The organism is Psychrobacter fjordensis, from assembly GCF_904845995.1.
In the GTDB taxonomy this organism is placed as follows: domain Bacteria; phylum Pseudomonadota; class Gammaproteobacteria; order Pseudomonadales; family Moraxellaceae; genus Psychrobacter; species Psychrobacter fjordensis.
This window is the reverse complement of sequence record NZ_CAJGYP010000002.1, coordinates 71,059-89,339: the sequence shown is the minus strand read 5'-3', so window position 1 is coordinate 89,339 and position 18,281 is coordinate 71,059. Positions and strand designations below refer to the sequence as shown.

The 18,281-nt window shown below is 44.1% G+C and carries 14 protein-coding genes; 12 read left to right on the top strand and 2 right to left on the bottom strand.

The genetic code is table 11. The features are described from left to right. Positions 1–66 precede the first annotated feature (66 nt). From carB to JMW61_RS08985, 7 genes are all read left to right on the top strand, one after another. A complete protein-coding gene (gene carB / locus JMW61_RS09015) occupies positions 67–3,336 on the top strand; it encodes a carbamoyl-phosphate synthase large subunit (RefSeq protein ID WP_201550586.1) in 3,270 nt (1,089 codons plus the stop codon). 352 nt (positions 3,337–3,688) lie between these two features. After that, positions 3,689–4,165: a transcription elongation factor GreA gene (gene greA / locus JMW61_RS09010; protein WP_110922744.1), complete on the top strand. Its 477-nt coding sequence runs from the start codon at positions 3,689–3,691 to the stop codon at positions 4,163–4,165. A gap of 181 nt (positions 4,166–4,346) precedes the next feature. Beyond that, positions 4,347–5,333: a hypothetical protein gene (locus tag JMW61_RS09005; RefSeq protein WP_227687429.1), complete on the top strand. Its 987-nt coding sequence runs from the start codon at positions 4,347–4,349 to the stop codon at positions 5,331–5,333. A gap of 190 nt (positions 5,334–5,523) precedes the next feature. Further along, on the top strand, positions 5,524–6,021 hold the full coding sequence (locus JMW61_RS09000; RefSeq protein ID WP_201550578.1) for a hypothetical protein: 498 nt from the start codon (positions 5,524–5,526) through the stop codon (positions 6,019–6,021). A 184-nt stretch (positions 6,022–6,205) separates the two neighbouring features. Then, on the top strand, positions 6,206–7,474 hold the full coding sequence (locus JMW61_RS08995) for a putative DNA modification/repair radical SAM protein (RefSeq protein WP_197100088.1): 1,269 nt from the start codon (positions 6,206–6,208) through the stop codon (positions 7,472–7,474). A gap of 78 nt (positions 7,475–7,552) precedes the next feature. Continuing rightward, complete coding sequence (locus tag JMW61_RS08990; protein WP_201550575.1) at positions 7,553–8,425, top strand: TIGR03915 family putative DNA repair protein; 873 nt, start codon at positions 7,553–7,555, stop codon at positions 8,423–8,425. Between the two features lie 141 nt (positions 8,426–8,566). Then, positions 8,567–9,889, top strand: coding sequence for a glycosyltransferase (locus tag JMW61_RS08985; RefSeq protein WP_227687428.1), 1,323 nt, complete (start codon positions 8,567–8,569; stop codon positions 9,887–9,889). Positions 9,890–9,976: 87 nt separating this feature from the next. Here the strand turns inward: JMW61_RS08985 and JMW61_RS08980 are convergent, their stop codons facing one another. Together JMW61_RS08980 and JMW61_RS08975 are read right to left on the bottom strand one after the other, a co-directional pair. Further along, complete coding sequence (locus tag JMW61_RS08980) at positions 9,977–10,624, bottom strand: cupin domain-containing protein (RefSeq protein ID WP_227687427.1); 648 nt, start codon at positions 10,622–10,624, stop codon at positions 9,977–9,979. Continuing rightward, on the bottom strand, positions 10,602–11,339 hold the full coding sequence (locus JMW61_RS08975) for a gamma-glutamyl-gamma-aminobutyrate hydrolase family protein (RefSeq protein ID WP_201550571.1): 738 nt from the start codon (positions 11,337–11,339) through the stop codon (positions 10,602–10,604). The genes JMW61_RS08980 and JMW61_RS08975 overlap by 23 nt, the downstream gene beginning before the upstream one ends. A 344-nt stretch (positions 11,340–11,683) precedes the next feature. On the opposite strand from JMW61_RS08975, the gene JMW61_RS08970 reads away from it, so the two are divergent. The 5 genes from JMW61_RS08970 (at position 11,684) to aguA (ending at position 18,226) form a co-directional block, all read left to right on the top strand. Further along, positions 11,684–13,027 carry a glutamine synthetase family protein gene (locus tag JMW61_RS08970; RefSeq protein ID WP_194197303.1) on the top strand — a complete coding sequence of 448 codons (1,344 nt, stop codon included), beginning with the start codon at positions 11,684–11,686 and terminating at the stop codon, positions 13,025–13,027. Between the two features lies 1 nt (position 13,028). Further along, complete coding sequence (locus JMW61_RS08965; RefSeq protein ID WP_227686665.1) at positions 13,029–14,360, top strand: NAD(P)/FAD-dependent oxidoreductase; 1,332 nt, start codon at positions 13,029–13,031, stop codon at positions 14,358–14,360. 174 nt (positions 14,361–14,534) lie between these two features. Next, entirely contained in the window at positions 14,535–16,028 is a 1,494-nt protein-coding gene (locus JMW61_RS08960) for a Na+/H+ antiporter NhaC family protein (RefSeq protein ID WP_201550569.1), read from the top strand. A 173-nt stretch (positions 16,029–16,201) separates the two neighbouring features. Beyond that, positions 16,202–17,071 carry an N-carbamoylputrescine amidase gene (aguB, locus tag JMW61_RS08955; protein ID WP_201550566.1) on the top strand — a complete coding sequence of 290 codons (870 nt, stop codon included), beginning with the start codon at positions 16,202–16,204 and terminating at the stop codon, positions 17,069–17,071. A gap of 48 nt (positions 17,072–17,119) precedes the next feature. Further along, on the top strand, positions 17,120–18,226 hold the full coding sequence (gene aguA / locus JMW61_RS08950) for an agmatine deiminase (protein WP_201550564.1): 1,107 nt from the start codon (positions 17,120–17,122) through the stop codon (positions 18,224–18,226). The last annotated feature ends 55 nt before the right edge of the window (positions 18,227–18,281 follow it).

Genomic DNA, 18,281 nt, shown 5'->3' with positions numbered 1-18,281 from the left:
CTCTAATGGATTCTAAATACCTAATCATACAAATTCCAAACCGCCAAAATAGGACTTAAAAACATTATGCCAAAACGTACCGACATAAAAAGCATTCTTATCATTGGCGCAGGCCCTATCGTCATCGGCCAAGCATGTGAGTTTGACTACTCAGGCGCGCAGGCGTGTAAAGCACTAAAAGAAGAAGGTTACCGCGTCATCTTGGTCAACTCAAACCCTGCGACCATCATGACCGATCCTGTCATGGCAGATGCCACTTACATCGAACCAATTACTTGGCAGACGGTTGAGCAAATCATTGCCAAAGAACGTCCTGATGCTATCCTGCCAACGATGGGCGGACAAACAGCGCTAAACTGTGCATTAGATTTAGACAAGCATGGCGTACTGACTAAGTACGAATGCGAGCTGATTGGGGCAACTAAAGACTCAATCGAGATGGCAGAAGATCGCAACTTGTTTGATAAAGCCATGAAGCGTATCGGCCTTGAATGCCCACGTGCTGAAACTGCCGAAACCATGGAAGAAGCATTTGCTACCCAAGAAAAAATGGGCTATCCATGTATTATTCGTCCTTCATTCACGATGGGTGGTTCAGGTGGTGGTATTGCGTATAACCGTGATGAGTTCATTGAAATTTGTGAGCGCGGTTTTGACTTATCTCCTAACCATCAGCTACTTATCGATGAGTCGTTAATCGGTTGGAAAGAATACGAGATGGAAGTGGTTCGTGACAAAAACGACAACTGCATCATCATCTGTGCCATCGAAAACTTTGATCCAATGGGCGTGCACACGGGCGACTCTATCACGGTTGCACCTGCGCAGACTTTGACGGACAAAGAGTACCAAATCATGCGTAATGCTTCATTGGCAGTACTGCGTGAAATTGGTGTAGAAACTGGCGGTTCAAACGTACAGTTCGGTATCAACCCTGATACAGGTCGCATGGTCGTCATCGAGATGAACCCACGCGTATCGCGTTCATCAGCATTGGCATCAAAAGCCACTGGTTTCCCGATTGCTAAAATCGCGGCAAAACTGGCGATTGGTTATACGCTAGATGAATTGCAAAATGACATCACTGGCGGCAAAACACCAGCAAGCTTTGAGCCTGCGCTTGACTATGTTGTGACCAAGATACCTCGTTTTAACTTTGAAAAATTCCCGCAAGCCGATAGTGTTTTATCAACGCAGATGAAATCAGTCGGTGAAGTGATGGCGATTGGCCGTAACTTCCAAGAATCTATGCAAAAAGCATTACGCGGCATGGAAACTGGTAATGATGGTTTTGATGAGCAGATTGACTTTGCCGCTATCAAAGACGGTAGCCTTGGTACTGACAAAGCCCGTAGCGAGATTCATAATCGCTTAACCATTCCAACGCCTGAACGCATTTATTATATTGCTGATGCTTTCCGTATCGGTATGAGCGTCGATGAGGTCTTTAATCTTACCAAAATCGATCCATGGTTCTTGGTACAAATCGAAGACATCGTAAAAGCTGAAGCACAAGTTAAAGCGTTAGGTTTTGGCGGTTTAACTGAAGACAACTTGCGTCGCTTTAAACGTAAAGGTTTATCAGATTTACGTCTGGCCAAATTGCTTGGTGTCTCGCAAAAGCAACTGCGCAAAAAGCGTTGGGACTTAAACGTGTATCCAGTCTATAAACGCGTGGATACTTGTGCGGCAGAATTCTCTACCAGTACCGCTTATATGTACTCAACATACGACAGCGAGTGTGAAGCCAACCCAACCAATAACAAAAAAATCATGGTTATCGGTGGTGGTCCTAACCGCATCGGTCAAGGTATCGAGTTTGACTATTGCTGTGTACACGCTGCCCTTGCGATGCGTGCAGATGGCTATGAGACCATCATGGTCAACTGTAATCCAGAAACGGTTTCAACTGACTATGACACCTCAGACCGTCTATACTTTGAGCCAATCACGTTAGAGGACGTACTAGAAATCGTCCGTATCGAAAATCCTGATGGCGTCATTGTACAGTTCGGTGGTCAAACGCCGTTGAAATTGGCTCGCTCTCTTGAAGCCGCTGGTGTGAAAATCATCGGTACTAGCCCTGATGCGATTGACCGTGCTGAAGACCGCGAACGCTTCCAGCATATGATTCAGCAATTGAATCTTGTCCAGCCAACCAATGCATTAGCGACCAGCTTAGAAGACGGCTTGGTTAAAGCAAAAGACGTTGGCTATCCATTGGTTGTACGCCCATCTTATGTACTAGGTGGCCGCGCGATGGAAATCGTCTATAACGAAGATGAGCTAAGACATTATCTGCGCACTGCGGTACAAGCATCAAACGAAGCGCCAGTATTGCTAGATCGCTTCTTAGATGACGCCATCGAAGTCGATGTGGACTGTGTCTGTGATGGTACTGACGTCGTGATTGGCGGCATCATGCAGCATATCGAACAAGCAGGTGTTCACTCTGGTGACTCAGCCTGTTCGCTACCGCCTTACTCACTATCTAAAGAGTTATGCGATGTGATGCGCGCACAGACCATTGCTATGGCGAAAGAGCTGGGCGTTATTGGCCTGATGAACGTACAGTTTGCCGTAAAAGGTGAAACTATTTATATTCTTGAGGTCAATCCACGTGCTGCCCGTACCGTACCATTTGTCTCTAAATGCATTGGTACCTCATTGGCGCAAATCGCTGCTCGCTGCATGGCTGGCACGTCGCTCAAAGACCAAGGATTTACCAAAGAGATCGTTCCTGCATTCTATGCCGTTAAAGAAGCGGTCTTCCCATTTGCTAAGTTCCCTGGTGTCGATCCAATCTTGAGCCCTGAGATGAAATCAACAGGTGAAGTAATGGGCGTGGGTAAAACCTTTGGTGAAGCGTTCTACAAAGCCATCATCGGTAGTAATGAGCGTCTGCCAGGTCTACCGACTGAAGGCGAAACCAAGACCGTCTTTATCTCAGTACGTGACAGTGACAAAGCGCAAATCGCTCCTATCGCTCGTCAGCTTGTAGACTTTGGCTTTGACATCGTGTCTACCACTGGTACACAAAAAATACTGAGCGATGCTGGTATCGAATGTAAGCAAATCAACAAAGTTACTGAAGGCCGTCCACATATCGTCGATGCATTGAAAAATGGTAACATTGACCTTATCATCAATACGACTGAAGGCAAGCAGGCACAAGAGGATTCGTTCTCTATCCGCCGCAGCGCGCTACAAGGTAAAGTATTCTATGTCACGACATTGGGCGCCGCAGATGCGATTTGCAAATCTTATTCGATTGACTTGCCATTCGAAGTTTATAAGCTACAAGATTTACATGAACAAGCAAAGACTATTGCCTAGCTCTATTGACTTGGCTGAATAATTTCAGTAGATTAAGCATAACAGTCAGGCTTATGTAAAAGCTCATGCGAAATTGGTTTTTATATGACAGTAATGCTCTAATCAAACAATACCTTTGAAAAGACAGACCCAAAAAGCATAGTGGCTAAACTGCGACTATGCTTTTTATTACGTAAGGTTAAGTGTGCATTAGTAGAGCATAAATACGCTCATACATAACCACTCGTATGCTAGTTATGCAGCCTAAACCACTCTCTTTTTATATTTTATACCCATTGCAATAATCCCAACACCATCTCACTATTCACTAAGAGTAGGAGATGGTGTGGTGTTATTGGTTTAAGGAAAAAACATGCAACGTTATCCCATGACTCCGCAAGGACATGAGGCTCTAGAAGCCGAATTAAAACAGTTAAAAAGTATCGACCGTCCACGCATTACGGCTTCTATTGCTGAAGCTCGCGAACATGGCGATTTAAAAGAAAACGCTGAATATCATGCAGCACGTGAGCAGCAAGGTTTTTGTGAAGCACGTATCCGTGATATCGAAGCCAAGCTTGGCGGCGCGCAAGTTATCGATCCTTCGACGCTACCACAAGAAGGTCGCGTGGTATTTGGTGTGAGCGTTATCATCGAAAACATGGACACCGAAGAAGAAAAACAATACCAAATCGTTGGTGATGACGAAGCAGACTTTAAAGCGGGTAAAATCTCTGTCAACTCGCCAATCGCTCGTGGTCTTATCGGTAAATCAGAAGGCGATGAAGCCCGTATTGAAACGCCAAAAGGCGTGGTCGAATATGAAATTATGAAAGTCATATACAACTAGTATCACTCCATCATTTGGCCTAACATCTTATGAAAAACAATGATGGCTGAATGATTGACCGTGGCTATTATAAATACTGATACCCTCGTTATTTGACATGCGCTATAGTGTCAAATAACGAGGGTTTTTTCTTTACACGTTATCTACTGCTTCACTTACTATTACTTTAAAGGAGTCTTTTATGAATATGGATTTTGCAACATCACTGGTTATCACCAAAAAAATAGCGGTTCAAAAAACATCAATAGCCACTGCTATCTCTTCGATTGTTGCAGGCACTTTACTTGCCGTATCCTCAGCACATGCTGCGCCTGAAATAAGCATTAATCCGTCTGCTAGCGGCAGCACAACTGTGGTTGAGCAGTACTCTGATGGTAACACCGCGACTATCACTGCAACACCTAATGGCATCACCATGCAGGACGGCATGCCTTATGCTGTGACTCAAGTAACAACGACTCCAAGCTATGTCGTTCGTCAAAGCGCTAACGATACTATCATTTCTCAGGCCAGCACCACCGTCACTAGTGTGCCTGTGACCAATCAGGGAACCAACGCCGTCACCAAAGTGAACGTTATCACTACACCACTTAATAACGTAAAGCAAGTCCTACCTGTCGCGTCTGCTACTCAATTGCCAGTGATGAATACATCAACTGCCATTCAAGTCATGACCAGCTCATCAACGTTTAATCAATCCACGCTTAACCAGCCAGCGATTAGCCCAACCTTTACCGATCAAACTGCTAAGACAGTTTCTTTAGAGACCCTACAACTGACCCCAAGCTTTAGTAAGCCTGATGTCGTCAATGCACAAACCAAGGTCATGAAAATATTAAAGAACAAAGAAGGCCGTGAGATAGCGGTGCCTGCCAATCATATTGCTCAAGGTGATATTATTGAGTACCACACCACTTATACCAATACCACCAATCAACTAGTAAACGGTATCAATGCGATGGTTTCGCTACCGAATGGCATTCAGTTGGTATCGCTAAACAGTTTACTGCCAACCCTTGCAACCACGGATGGCAACAGCTATCAAGTGATTCAACCAATGAGTAATACGGCCGCGACGCAAGTGAATTACTCTGGTCTTAAATGGGACTTGGTCAATCTAGATGCCAATGCAACCCAGACCGTAGTGATACGCGCTAAGGTACAATAGAAACTAGGCCGTGGTTGTTTAATAAATTTTATGAGGTCTTGTGGGCTAACTCTCTAGCCGGCAAGACCTCCTTTTAAATTTCCAAGTTTTCAATCATTAAGGAACATAAATAATGAGCGTACTGTCCATTAGAATACTCTTATTCCTTATTGTTCCCGTGGGCATATTTACAGTATTCAAAGCAATAAAAATGCTGAGAAACGCATTCAATGGTGACGTATTATTAGCGCTGCCCTACCGTGATAGCGTTGGTAATTTCACTATCACTAAATCCGGTATTTATGCTATTTGGCATAAAGGCCCTGTGTTTAAAAAAACACCACTGGCTCAGTTCCGACCTCATATCTCAAGTACAACTACTGGCAAAGAGATTCAGCTTAATCCCTCAATACTGTCTCCACGCTCAAATAACTTTGCCACTGGCAGAATGGAGCTTTTCACCTTTCGAGCGGAAGTTGGTCATTACGAGCTGAAACTAGTATCAGGATCAAGCACCTCAAGACTACAAGCAATTGTAGGCAATGCCATACCTTTGGCAGATATTGATTTAAGCCTCTATTCTATCGAGGTTAAAGAAAGCCAATCACAGATACTAACGATACTGGCTATTCCCCTCCTGTTGCTTGGTATTTTGGGTATTGTAGGTGGCTTGGTGCTTGAGTTATTGGCTGAGCAATTTTTTGTATAAACTATAGCCAATCTCAATATAGACGTACTAGAAACTAGAATTTCATCTAAAAAATTATCTCAAAATACACATAGGTAAGCGACAACCGTTGTCGTTTACCTTCTTAATTTTAGCTATAATTACAATGACTTAACGCTAATTTTGTTAAAATAGCCTTTCATTAATGCATTGGTAAATACCGCTTATGGCAACCATCAATTATGAACGACTACAAGGCAAACTAAACATCTTAGCGGACGCTGCTAAGTATGATGTTTCCTGCTCTTCCTCTGCTGGTACACGCAAGAACCAAGGCGGCGGTCTCGGTGATGCCTCAGCGACAGGTATCTGCCATAGCTATACCGAAGATGGCCGCTGTGTCAGTCTACTCAAAATCCTGCTGACCAATCATTGTATTTATGATTGTGCTTACTGTACCTCACGCAAAAGCAACGACACCCCACGTGCTGCCTTTAGTGTCGAAGAAGTCGTCGATTTGACCATGCAGTTTTATCGCCGTAATTATATCGAAGGGCTGTTTCTCAGCTCAGGTATCTTTAAAAGTGGCGACTACACGATGGAGCGATTGGTTGAGGTCGCTAAATTACTGCGCACCCGTGAGCGATTCAATGGTTACATCCATCTAAAGACCATTCCAGGTGCGTCAAAGGAACTACTGCTAGAAGCTGGGCTGTATGCTGATCGCTTGAGCGTTAATATTGAGATTCCGACCAAATCAGGATTGGCATTGCTCGCGCCAGAAAAATCACATGAGCAATTAAAAGCGCCTATGGAGACGGTAAAAGAAGAGATTATCACCATCCGTGAGAGCCGTAAAACCCATAAAAAAGCGCCAAAATTTACGCCAGCCGGTCAAACCAGTCAAATGATAGTCGGCGCCAGTAATGAGACCGACTTACAAGTGATTCAGCTATCGAGCCACTTCTATAAAACTTATGATCTCAAGCGTGTTTACTACTCTGGTTATGTACCGATGCTGTCTGATAATCGCTTACCAGCGATTGGTACGCCAGTACCTATGGTGCGTGAAAACCGCCTTTATCAGGCAGATTGGTTAATGCGTTTTTATGGGTTTGGTGCGCATGAAATCGTTGAGCCGGACTCGCCATTTTTAGATTTGGACTGTGATCCAAAACTGGCTTGGGCGATTCGCCATCGTGAGCACTTCCCTGTCAATATTCAAACTGCAACGTATGAAATGATTGTGCGCATACCTGGTATCGGTACCAAAACGGCTAAAAAGATAGTAAAAGCGCGCAAGTTTAATCAATTAACCTTATATCATCTCAAAAAGATGGGAGCGGCTGTCAATCGTGCCAAATACTTCATCGCAACGACGGGTAAAAACGAGCATCTTGCCCACTTGACCCGTGACAACTTCCGTCAATATGTGCTGGCACAGACGCAGACCAAGTTTAAAGATCAGCGTAGCGGGCAGCTGGCCTTATTTTAAATGTGCGAGTAAAGTTTATTCGTAAAATGGATTCTTAAAATAAGCCACTACACGTCAACTGTTTTCTGAGGGCAGCTAATGTCAGTACTTGTTCAAAACAAAACTTACTCTGTCGGTCAAGTAACGCCTAGTATTGTGCTTTATGAGCCAAGTTTGGAAGGTTGGCTTAGTGCGGTCTATTACGCCTATGAGTATAAACTACAACACGATTCCGCATTACAGCTCATAGCGCAAGATTGTTACGTACCTTCATTAATTGCTCAAGCAACCAGCGTGGCAACTGATGAAGACAAAGCCGAGCGTGTTCTCACAAAACTGAATAAGCTATTGGGGCGCTCAGGTATGCGCAATATACTTTGGGGATTTCTATCTGAAAAGGACCATATCGGCACCACTCTGTTTCAAGTAGTTAAATACGCCATCGATTACCCTAGCCGTTCTATTATGCAAGATTTGGGTAATTTAGAGGTCCTTGAATTGGTACAGACGGTCAAATCTGTGGGTCGTGAAAAGCACCGCATGGAGGCATTTGTGCGTTTTGAGCATACCACTGATGATATATATTTTGCGCGAGTGGAGCCTGATTTTAATGTATTGCCATTGATTGGTGAGCACTTCCGTCAACGTTATCAAGACCAGCATTGGGCCATTTATGATATCAGTCGCGGATTTGGGATTTATTATGACAAAAGCCAAAGCACACCTACGCGTCCTGCCGCACTGCAAACCATTACTGACCTTGATGATGCGGTATTGCGTAACCCTGCCAGTATCCATAGCGAGGACGAGCAGCGTTACCAGAAGTTTTGGCAAGGCTACTTCACCAACGTCAATATCAAAGAGCGTAAAAACCCCCGTTTGCACAAGCAGTACCTGCCGCAGCGCTATTGGAAGTATTTGAGCGAAAAACAAGTACTGCCTAATGCTGAACATCTACAAAAACGTCGCTAAACGTTTCTAGCGTTGTATCTACGGCAGACTTACTCCTCGCTCTAAAAAACAAACGCTTTAACTTTACCTTGATGGTTGAGTTTTTACCGCTTTTAACTGACAATAGCAACTTGATATTACTAACCTGTGATCGACGCTATTATGAAAGTTATGCGCTTACTGTCGTCTTTGAAGCATGATGAATCCGAGCGCGGTATTTTTCATCTTGGGCGCGCATTGGTCAAAAATGGACATACCTCCATCATTGTCTCAAGCGCCGATGAAGACAATGATTTGGTCAGACGCCTCAAGCGTGACGGCAATATCTATCACCAGTTGCAAATGAATAAAAAGTCTTGGTTATCACTACTCCAAGTTGCCCCACTGCGCCATTTGATTGAAAAATACGAGCCCGACGTCATTCATGCGCACTCGCGTACCCCCGCATGGATTGTTCATTTAGCCTTACGCCGTGCACGTGTGAAACGCATGCCTAAACTGGTCTCGACCATGTATGGCTTTTATCCTATCAATAGATATTCACAAGCACTGCTCAATGTCGACACACTGATTACCGTCTCTGACAGTGTCACTAACTATCTAAAACACCGACTACGCCGTGAAGATACCGCACCAAAAATTATCAAACGTATCTATCGAGGTATCGATACTCGCCGCTATCCCTATCGGCATAATCCATCAGTTTATTGGCTACGTCACACATTTGCAGAATACCCAGAGCTTGAGCATAAAAAATGGCTAATATTTCCAACCATTATCGGCAATGAATATGGTCAAGAGTGGTTGATTGATATTTTGGGTAATCTACAAGAGCAGTTCCCTAACATCCATGTCATTATCATGGACGATGATTATAAAGATGGCGATGTGGCGCATGAAGACTTTCGCCAACGCACCAATACCTTAGGTCTGGCGGAACGCATCACTTATGTGGGTAGCAAGCGCAATGACATGCGAGAGTGGCTATCGGCGGCAAATATCGTGATGGCACTGGCCAATGAGCCAGAGTCTATTGGTATCAATGCGCTGCAAGCGATTCACTTAGGGACTCCTGTCATTGGTTGGGATCAAGCGGCCTTTAGCGAAATCCTACAACCACTCTATCCGCAAGGACTGGTCAAAAAATACAATGCGACCTCACTCTGTAAAGCGGTTAGAAACCAGTTGGAAAGCGTCACTCGTCCTGAAATGACGAACAAATTCACGATGCGTGAGATGATTGAGGAAACCCTCAAGGTTTATCAGAATCTAAGTGATATGGCGCTGGCAGAAGAGCAAGCGGAAGCCGATGCAGCAGCAGTAAGAAGAATTAAGAAGTATTTGAAACCTACTGCCAATACGACAAATAATAAAGCCAAAATTTATGATGCTAGGGCAAAACATAGCGATTCGCTAGCAAACACAGAACCTGCTAAAAAAAGGCTTTCTGAAGCAGCCAACCTCTCAAAAGAGACAGATACTTAGAAAGCCTGTTATAAATATTCAGATATCTACTGACTGTGCGCCTATAGATAGTTCCGTGCCCATTCTTACCAGCCTCCACCCTTTTAATCAATATGTCGCTGGGGTATGCGCGCTGACGATGCGAGTGATGGCATTGCTTGGATTGATAAAAGTATGCGGATGACAGGTTTTAATCACGTAGCTATCGCCTTCATTTAATAGGTAGGTAGTATCATCGATACGAATAATAATCTTGCCTTCGATGACCGTACCAATCTCCTCACCTTCATGAGAAATCCTATCTTCAGTCGAACTGTTCGGCTGATAAACCTCAATCAAAAACCCTAAATTTTTGATCGGACTGCCATTGAACACCTGTTTGATGGAGACTCGACTGTTTGGCTCACTAATCTCTATGAGGTCTTTTGGCGTAACGACGACTCTGTCCTTACGCTCTTTCCACTCGTCACTAAAAAAGGTATTGAGGTCAGAATCCAGCACCTGCAAGATCGCTTTTAGCGTGTTGACAGCAGGGCTAACCTTATTACGCTCGATAGCACTGATTGACGTATTGGTCAGTCCTGCTAGTCTCGCCAACTTACGCTGTGAGAAGCCTTTGGTAAGGCGTAGTTGATTGATTTTTTTACCGATATTCTCTTCTGGCTTTTCAACCGATTCAGGCGCCTCCTGTTCTTCAACAGAGATTACCTCGTCATTTTCTGGGATATCGTTATCAGGATTTTGTTTGACTGGCATAGTGAATAAATTCCGTAAATAAAAATTTGGAAAAACCATCTTGTGCATAATTCAGCTCAGGATGCCATTGTACACCAATCATAAACGGATGTTCTATTAAGCTAATCGCCTCTACCAGTCCGTCACGTGCCAGCGCTTCTACAAACAAACCCTCACCCACTTTATTGATGGCTTGCTTATGTAACGAGTTAACGTGCCACTCGTCACCAAATGCTGCAAGCTTGCCTTCAGGCTGGATAATAACATCGTGTACTGGCTGATATTGCACTTCGAGCGGCTGGGTATTGTCTTCTAAATGCTGCTCATAGAACCCTTCGACTTCACGCCAATCTGGGTGTAGCGTGCCATTGAAATGCACATTCATCTCTTGCAATCCTCGGCATACTGCTAGTAAAGGTGTGCCAGATTCCGCTGAATAAGCCAGTAGTTTAAAGCTCAGCTCATCACGATTTAAATCCTGCTTTTCTTCCACATGCGATGCGCCATAACGCATCGGCGCGACATTACTATAACTCCCTGTCAAGACAATACCATCTGCCAGCGCGACCAATGCATCGAAATTCTCGCTGTCAGCAGCCGTATAGGGAAGCAATATTGGATTGCCACCATAATGTTGAATAGCATCGATGTATTTTTGATATACCGCTTGGGCTGGCTGGCCGTCCACCATTTTGTGACAGGAGACGATAGCGATGATAGGTCTAGAAGTAGGCATGTGTTTTTCCCTAAATGTGATATCTGTACCTAGATGTCCAGATACTGCGGTATTTAACTTAACTAAAATTTATCATAACTACCTAGTAAATGTAAACTATAAACTTCATTGTCTATTAAATTGGTTAATACGAGTTATATAAATTACTTTTAGGTAATTAAAAATAAATATTGACAACTATAACCTTCATCCATATATTAAAAGACATCTTTATGACAAAGAACAATTTTTATACATTTAGAAAGCTGATAGACAGTATCCCGAAATACGTTAAGTGCTTCATATCGTGAACAAAATCAGCAAGGCCAACCCAAATATTTCAAAAACTGACAGGGATGAACAACATGACGACGACCAACGGAACCATCACATCTGCAAGTAAAACTGAATATGTATATGTTGCAGCAGGTGATATTAACGGCTTACTTCGCGGTAAACGTATCCCATTTAACCAAATGGACAAAGCACAAGCTGGTGGCATCCGATTGCCTCTATCTATTTTAGGCGTCGATATTTGGGGTGCAGACGTCATCGAGTCCTCTCAGTGTAATGGTGATATCGATGCCATTGCTCGTCCTACAGGTCGTGCCGCTTATCCCCTTCTTAATACCAGTGCAGCCTCATCGCTATTACCTGTTTGGCTTTATACCGAAGACAATGAACCGTATTACGGTGATGCCAGACACGTTTTGGACTACATCAGCAAAAAATTCAAAGCGCTTGGTTTGACGCCGGTCATGGCGACTGAGCTTGAGTTTTATTTGGTGGACTACACAGAAGGCGAGACGCCAAAACCACCTATTCGTCCGAAAAGCGGCCTGAGATTAAACAAAACCTCTATTCTAAGCATCAATGATTTATTACAGTTTGATGAGTTTTTAGACGAAGTCTATGCTCAGTGCGAGAAACTCGATATTCCTGTTGATGCGGCATTAGCTGAGAATGGCTGTGGTCAGTTTGAGATTAACCTACTCCATGTTGATGATCCGTTAAAAGCCGCCGATGATGCCATCCTATTCAAACAAGTTGTCAAAGCAGTAGCAGCTCGTCGCAAGCTAACCGCCACCTTTATGGCAAAACCGTTTGGTCTACAGTCAGGCAATGGCTTCCATGTACATTGCAGCTTATTAGATAAAGATGGCAACAATGTCTTTGATGATGGCTCAACAGAAGGCTCAGATATATTACGTCATGCCGTCGCCGGGCTATTGAAGACCATGTCAGATTGCACGTTATTGTTTGCACCACATGTCAACTCTTATCGCCGTTTTGCACCAGGTACATTGGCACCGAACAATGTGTCATGGGGCTATGAAAACCGCACAGCAGCCGTACGTATCCCAGGTGGCGATCCAAAAGCGCGCCGTATTGAGCATCGCGTCTCTGGCGCTGACGCCAACCCTTATCTCGTCTGTAGTGCGGTGCTGGCAGGCATGCTGTATGGTATCGAAAACAAACTGGAAGCACCTGAACCAATCAATAGCATTACTTATAATGAAGAAGACCTCAAAACCTTACCGTTAGATTGGCTCTCAGCCATTCGTCAGTTTGAAAACAGCGACGTCATTGATGCGTTATTCCCAAGCGAAATGATTGAACTGCTGATTGCGGTTAAAAAACAAGAAGCCAAACGCTTCTCTCAGCAAGTCACCAATCTTGAATACCTCACCTATTTACAGGATGTCTAATATGTCAAATAGCAAACCGTCTAATAACACGCGCAATATCCCGCATTATTCAGATAAAGGACAGTATCCTGATAGCTACTATGCTGCCAGTCGCAATCCTAAACCAGATAGACCAACGCTAGAAAATGACATTCATGTTGAGATTTGCGTGGTCGGTGGTGGCTACAGTGGCCTATCAACGGCACTGCATCTCATGGAGACAGATCACGAAGTGGTCGTGCTAGAAGGCGCACAGATTGGTTGGGGTGCATCGGGTCGCAATGGTGGTCAGATTGTCAACGGTCTGAATGCCAGCTTAGAAAAAATCAAGAGCTCTTATGGTCAACAAAACGCCGATTTTGTCGGTCAGCTCGTCACACGTGGTGGCAAAATCATTCGCCGACTAATCCAAGACTACGACATCAGCTGCGATTTGAAAGAAAAGAATATCTTTGCCGCCTTAAACAACGGGCAGTTAAGAGACTTGCAGAAAACACATGCACTGTGGGAAAGCCACGGTATGCATGATCGCGAAATGCTAGACAAATACGGTATGCAAGAGCACATCAAGTCAGAAGCCTATGTAGGCGGGGTTATCGATCATTCAGGTGGACACTTTCATCCGCTAAATCTTGCACTTGGTGAAGCGGCTGCCATTGAATCACGTGGCGGCACTATTTATGAAAACACCTTAGTCGTCGATGTTGAATATGCTGATGATCATATCAAGGTCATTACTGAGTTTGGTACGGTCACTTGTAAGCAAGCCGTTATGTGCGGTAACGCTTACTTAAACAAAGTCATTCCTAAGCTAACTGACCGAGTCATGCCCGTATCGACACAAATTATCGCCACCGAACCATTAGGTGACTTAGCAGATAGGCTGCTCCCAACTGACGTCTGTGTCGAAGATGTCCGCTATATCCTTGATTACTATCGCCTGTCAGCAGATAAGCGTATGTTGTTTGGTGGTGGTACAGTCTACGGTGGTCAAGATCCTTCTGATATCACTGCCAAAATCAGACCCAACATGAATAAGATTTTCCCAGAGCTGCGCGATGTAAAAATTGATTATGCATGGAGCGGTAACTTTGCGTTGTCTTTTTCACGGGTACCGCAGATGGGCAAGCTACATGATCGCGTGTTTTTTGCACACGGTTATAGTGGACATGGCGTGACAGGCTCGCATCTGTTTGGACAGATATTGGCTGATGCTATCAATGGCAATACCAAAGAGTTTGACACGTTTGCAAAAATTCCATGGATTCCTTTCCCTGGTGGTCGCGCACTACGAGTACCTTACTCTATGATGGGATCATGGTGGTACGCGCTAAAAGACACGACTGGCTTATAAGTAACGTAATGGCTTCAATTTTCTGCTTAATGATAAGCAAGACTTTGAAGCCATTAATGCAACAGATTGTTATTACTAACTCGACAGGAAGTCCACTCGTACTTCCTATCGATCATCACCTTAAAAACAGGATCTTTTCTATATAAGCCATAATGTCACACAAGGAACGTCACCATGAACATGAAACTCAATGACGCTGTTGAAGGACAGTATCATAACAAACGAGTATTTCTCACTGTCGTAGTGGGAATAGCTATCTATCTTGCCTTTGTCTGGTTATCATCCACCCGCGATGCATCAGAGTCTTGGGGAATCCTCTCCTTACTACCTACCATGCTGGTACTCATCATTGCCATCGTCTCCAGACGCCCCTTTGAGTCAATGATCGCAGGCTGTATTGCTGGCCTTGTCATGCTCAATCCTTTCGATCTAGTCTCCCCTTTTGCAGATAATATCTCAGCCGTACTCGGTAACGAAACCATCATTTGGATTGTTCTCGTTTGTGGTCTCATGGGTGGTCTTATTCAATTGCTCGAAGTGAGTGGTTGCTTAGATGGTTTTAGTGAATGGCTCAAAAAAATTATTAAATCACGTAGACAGTCGTTACTCGCGACTTTCGCATTGGGCGTTGTGGTCTTTATTGATGATTATCTAAACTGTTTGGCCGTTTCTACCTCCGTAAAAAAACTGACGGATAATTATGGTGTCTCACGTGAAAAGCTTGCTTACATTGTGGATTCTACCGCTGCACCTATGTGTGTAATCGTTCCTATCTCTACATGGGCGGTCTACTTTTCAGGCTTGTTAGAGGAAAATGGCGTGGCAGCAGACGGCGCTGGTATGTCGATTTATATCAGCTCTATACCTTTTATGGCCTATGCTTGGTTTGCACTACTTATCGTGTTCTTGGTGGCTTACGGTATCTTAGGCGACTGGGGTCCGATGAAACGTGCAGAGAAACGCGCGAAAGAAGGTAATCCTGTTCCAGAAGACTTTGTCGATGAACAATTGGTTTCAAATGTTAAAGCCAAACGTACGTTATCATTCAAAGCCAATATTTTTAACTTTGCATTCCCAATGATTTTGCTTATCGTCTCAACTATTTACTTTGAAGTGGATTTATTAAGAGGCGCATTGCTTACCTGTTTTGTGACCGTGATGGTCTATTGGGCACAAGGTCTTTTAAGTTTTGAGACCCAAGTAGAGTCTATTTTTACAGGCTTTAAAGTCATGTTATATCCATTATCGACCGTTATTGGTGGTTTCTTTTTGAAAGCCATTAACGACGAGCTTGGTATGACCATGTATGTCATTGACGCTATCTCACCGCACATGACGATTATCATCTTCCCTGCTGTTATTTTCGCTGTCATGGCTTTCTTAACCTTTGCAACCTCATCAAGCTGGGGCCTATACGTCCTTGCCATGCCGATTGTATTCCCAGTAGCAGCTGCACTAGGTGTTAGCACGCCATTGGTCATCGGTGCTTTGTTATCAGCGTCTTCATTTGGTAGTCATGCTTGTTTCTTTAGTGACTCATCATTATTAGCAGCACAAGGTGCCGGTTGTTCGCCCATGCAACATGCCTTCACACAGTTCCCTTACGCGATGCTTGGTGCTGTGTTGTCGGTTGCTACCTTCTTAGGACTTGGTTTTATGATGGCTTAACGCTAGATAGTGAGTAAAGAAGCTGCTACTGCTACTCTCACTGCTAAATAACTTCTTAACCACAATACGGTTTAAATACATCACTATTTAAGCCGTTACTATGACCAAACCTTACTTTTATGACGCTTTATTTTATTCATACAAAAGACAAATTATAATCAAGGAGCTACACCATGCGATCCGTTACTGTCGCCACCACTCAAATAGCCTGCACTTGGGACAAACAAGAAAATATCGAAAAAGCCACAGCCTTAGTCACTGAAGCTGCGAAAGCTGGTGCCAATATTATCTTGCTACAAGAGTTATTCGAAACCCCTTATTTCTGCCAAGTGCATGATTTTGAATATTTCAACTTGGCTACCGAAGTCGAGCACAATACAGCCATCAATCATTTCAAAGAACTGGCAAAGTCGCTTGAAGTGGTACTGCCTATTAGCTTTTATGAAAAGTCAGGCAATTCGATGTTTAATAGTGTGACCATCATCGATGCTGACGGCGAAATACTGGGCACCTACCGTAAGACGCACATTCCAGATGGTATCCCTTACGCAGAGAAATTCTACTTTACGCCTGGTGACACGGGATTTAAAGTTTGGAACACTAAGTACGGCAAAATCGGTGTGGGTATTTGCTGGGATCAGTGGTTCCCTGAGTGCGCTCGCAGTATGGCTCTCATGGGTGCAGAGATGCTGCTATATCCAACTGCCATTGGTGATGAGCCAACCCTAAACATCAACTCAACGGGCCACTGGCAGCGCTGTATGCAGGGTCATTCTGCGGCTAACCTTATGCCTGTTATCGCCTCCAACCGTATTGGAGAAGAAACCATCAGCCAAAATGGTACTGACAGCACCATGCAATTTTATGGCAGCTCTTTTATCACTGATGGACGCGGTGAGATAATACAAGAAGCCTCAACCGATAAAAGTGAATTTATCATGGCCACCTTTGATCTGGATGAACTGGCGGAACAGCGTCGTCAATGGGGCGTCTTCCGTGACCGTCGCCCCTCAATGTATGGCACATTGCTCACGCACGGCTAACCCATTCTCCCTATTTTTATAACCGCTTGAGTGCGATAAGGTGACTTTATGTCCAAATTACTGACAGGTTCGACCCCCAAACAAGACGGCTTTTATATGCCTGCAGAATTTGCACCGATGCAAAAAGTCTGGATGGTATGGCCGTATCGAGAAGATAATTGGCGACAGAAAGCCGTCCCTGCACAAGCAGCATATGCAGATGTTGCTACTGCCATCAGACAGTTCAGTGAGGTTGGCGTTTTGGTCAATGCTAATGACTTTGATGCTTGTCGTGCGCAATTGCCCGATAATATCGATGTGATATCTATGCCAAGTAATGATGCGTGGGCGCGTGATACCGTTCCGACATTCTTAATCAATGATGCTGGTGATATACGTGCGTGCGATTGGACATTTAATGCATGGGGCGGCGATTATGATGGCCTTTATACGCCTTGGGATGATGATGACAAGCTCGCCGAGAGACTTTGTAAACATTTGAATATTGAGCGCTATCGTACCGATGGCTTCGTGCTAGAAGGCGGTGCATTTCATGTTGATGGCGAAGGTACGGTATTGACCACACGCATGTGCTTGCTCAGTCCTGGGCGCAACCCTCACTTAAACGAAGCGCAAATTGAAGACATGCTGAAATCGCATCTGAATGTTGAAAAAGTGCTGTGGATTGATGACGGTATTGACCCCGATGAGACTACTGGGCACATTGATGATATTGCCTGCTTTGCGCGACCTGGTGAAGTGGTGTGCTTATTTACTGATGATACTGAGCATCCCTTCTATGAAGCCACTCAAAAGGCTTACCAGCAGCTTTCAGAGATGACTGATGCCAAAGGTCGGCAGTTAAAAGTGCATAAGCTGTGTTGTACCAGGCATTCCGTAACTCTGCCTGACAATGCAGATATTACTCAGTCTGAAGATGCCAAGTCTCGTAATACGGACGATATTTGTATCGCCTCTTATGCTAACTTTCTTATTTGTAACGGCGGTGTCATTGTGCCACAGTATGATGATATTAATGACAGTTTGGCGATTGAGCAGCTTGAAAAAATCTTCCCTCAGCATCAGGTAGTTGGAGTACGAACGAAAGAGATTGTGTTTGGCGGTGGCAATATCCACTGTATTACTCAGCAGCAGCCAATCGCTAAAGCACAATGACAAGATTTATGTATTTATACATGGCTTTTTAAATTTAAGCTTTTAAACATAACCA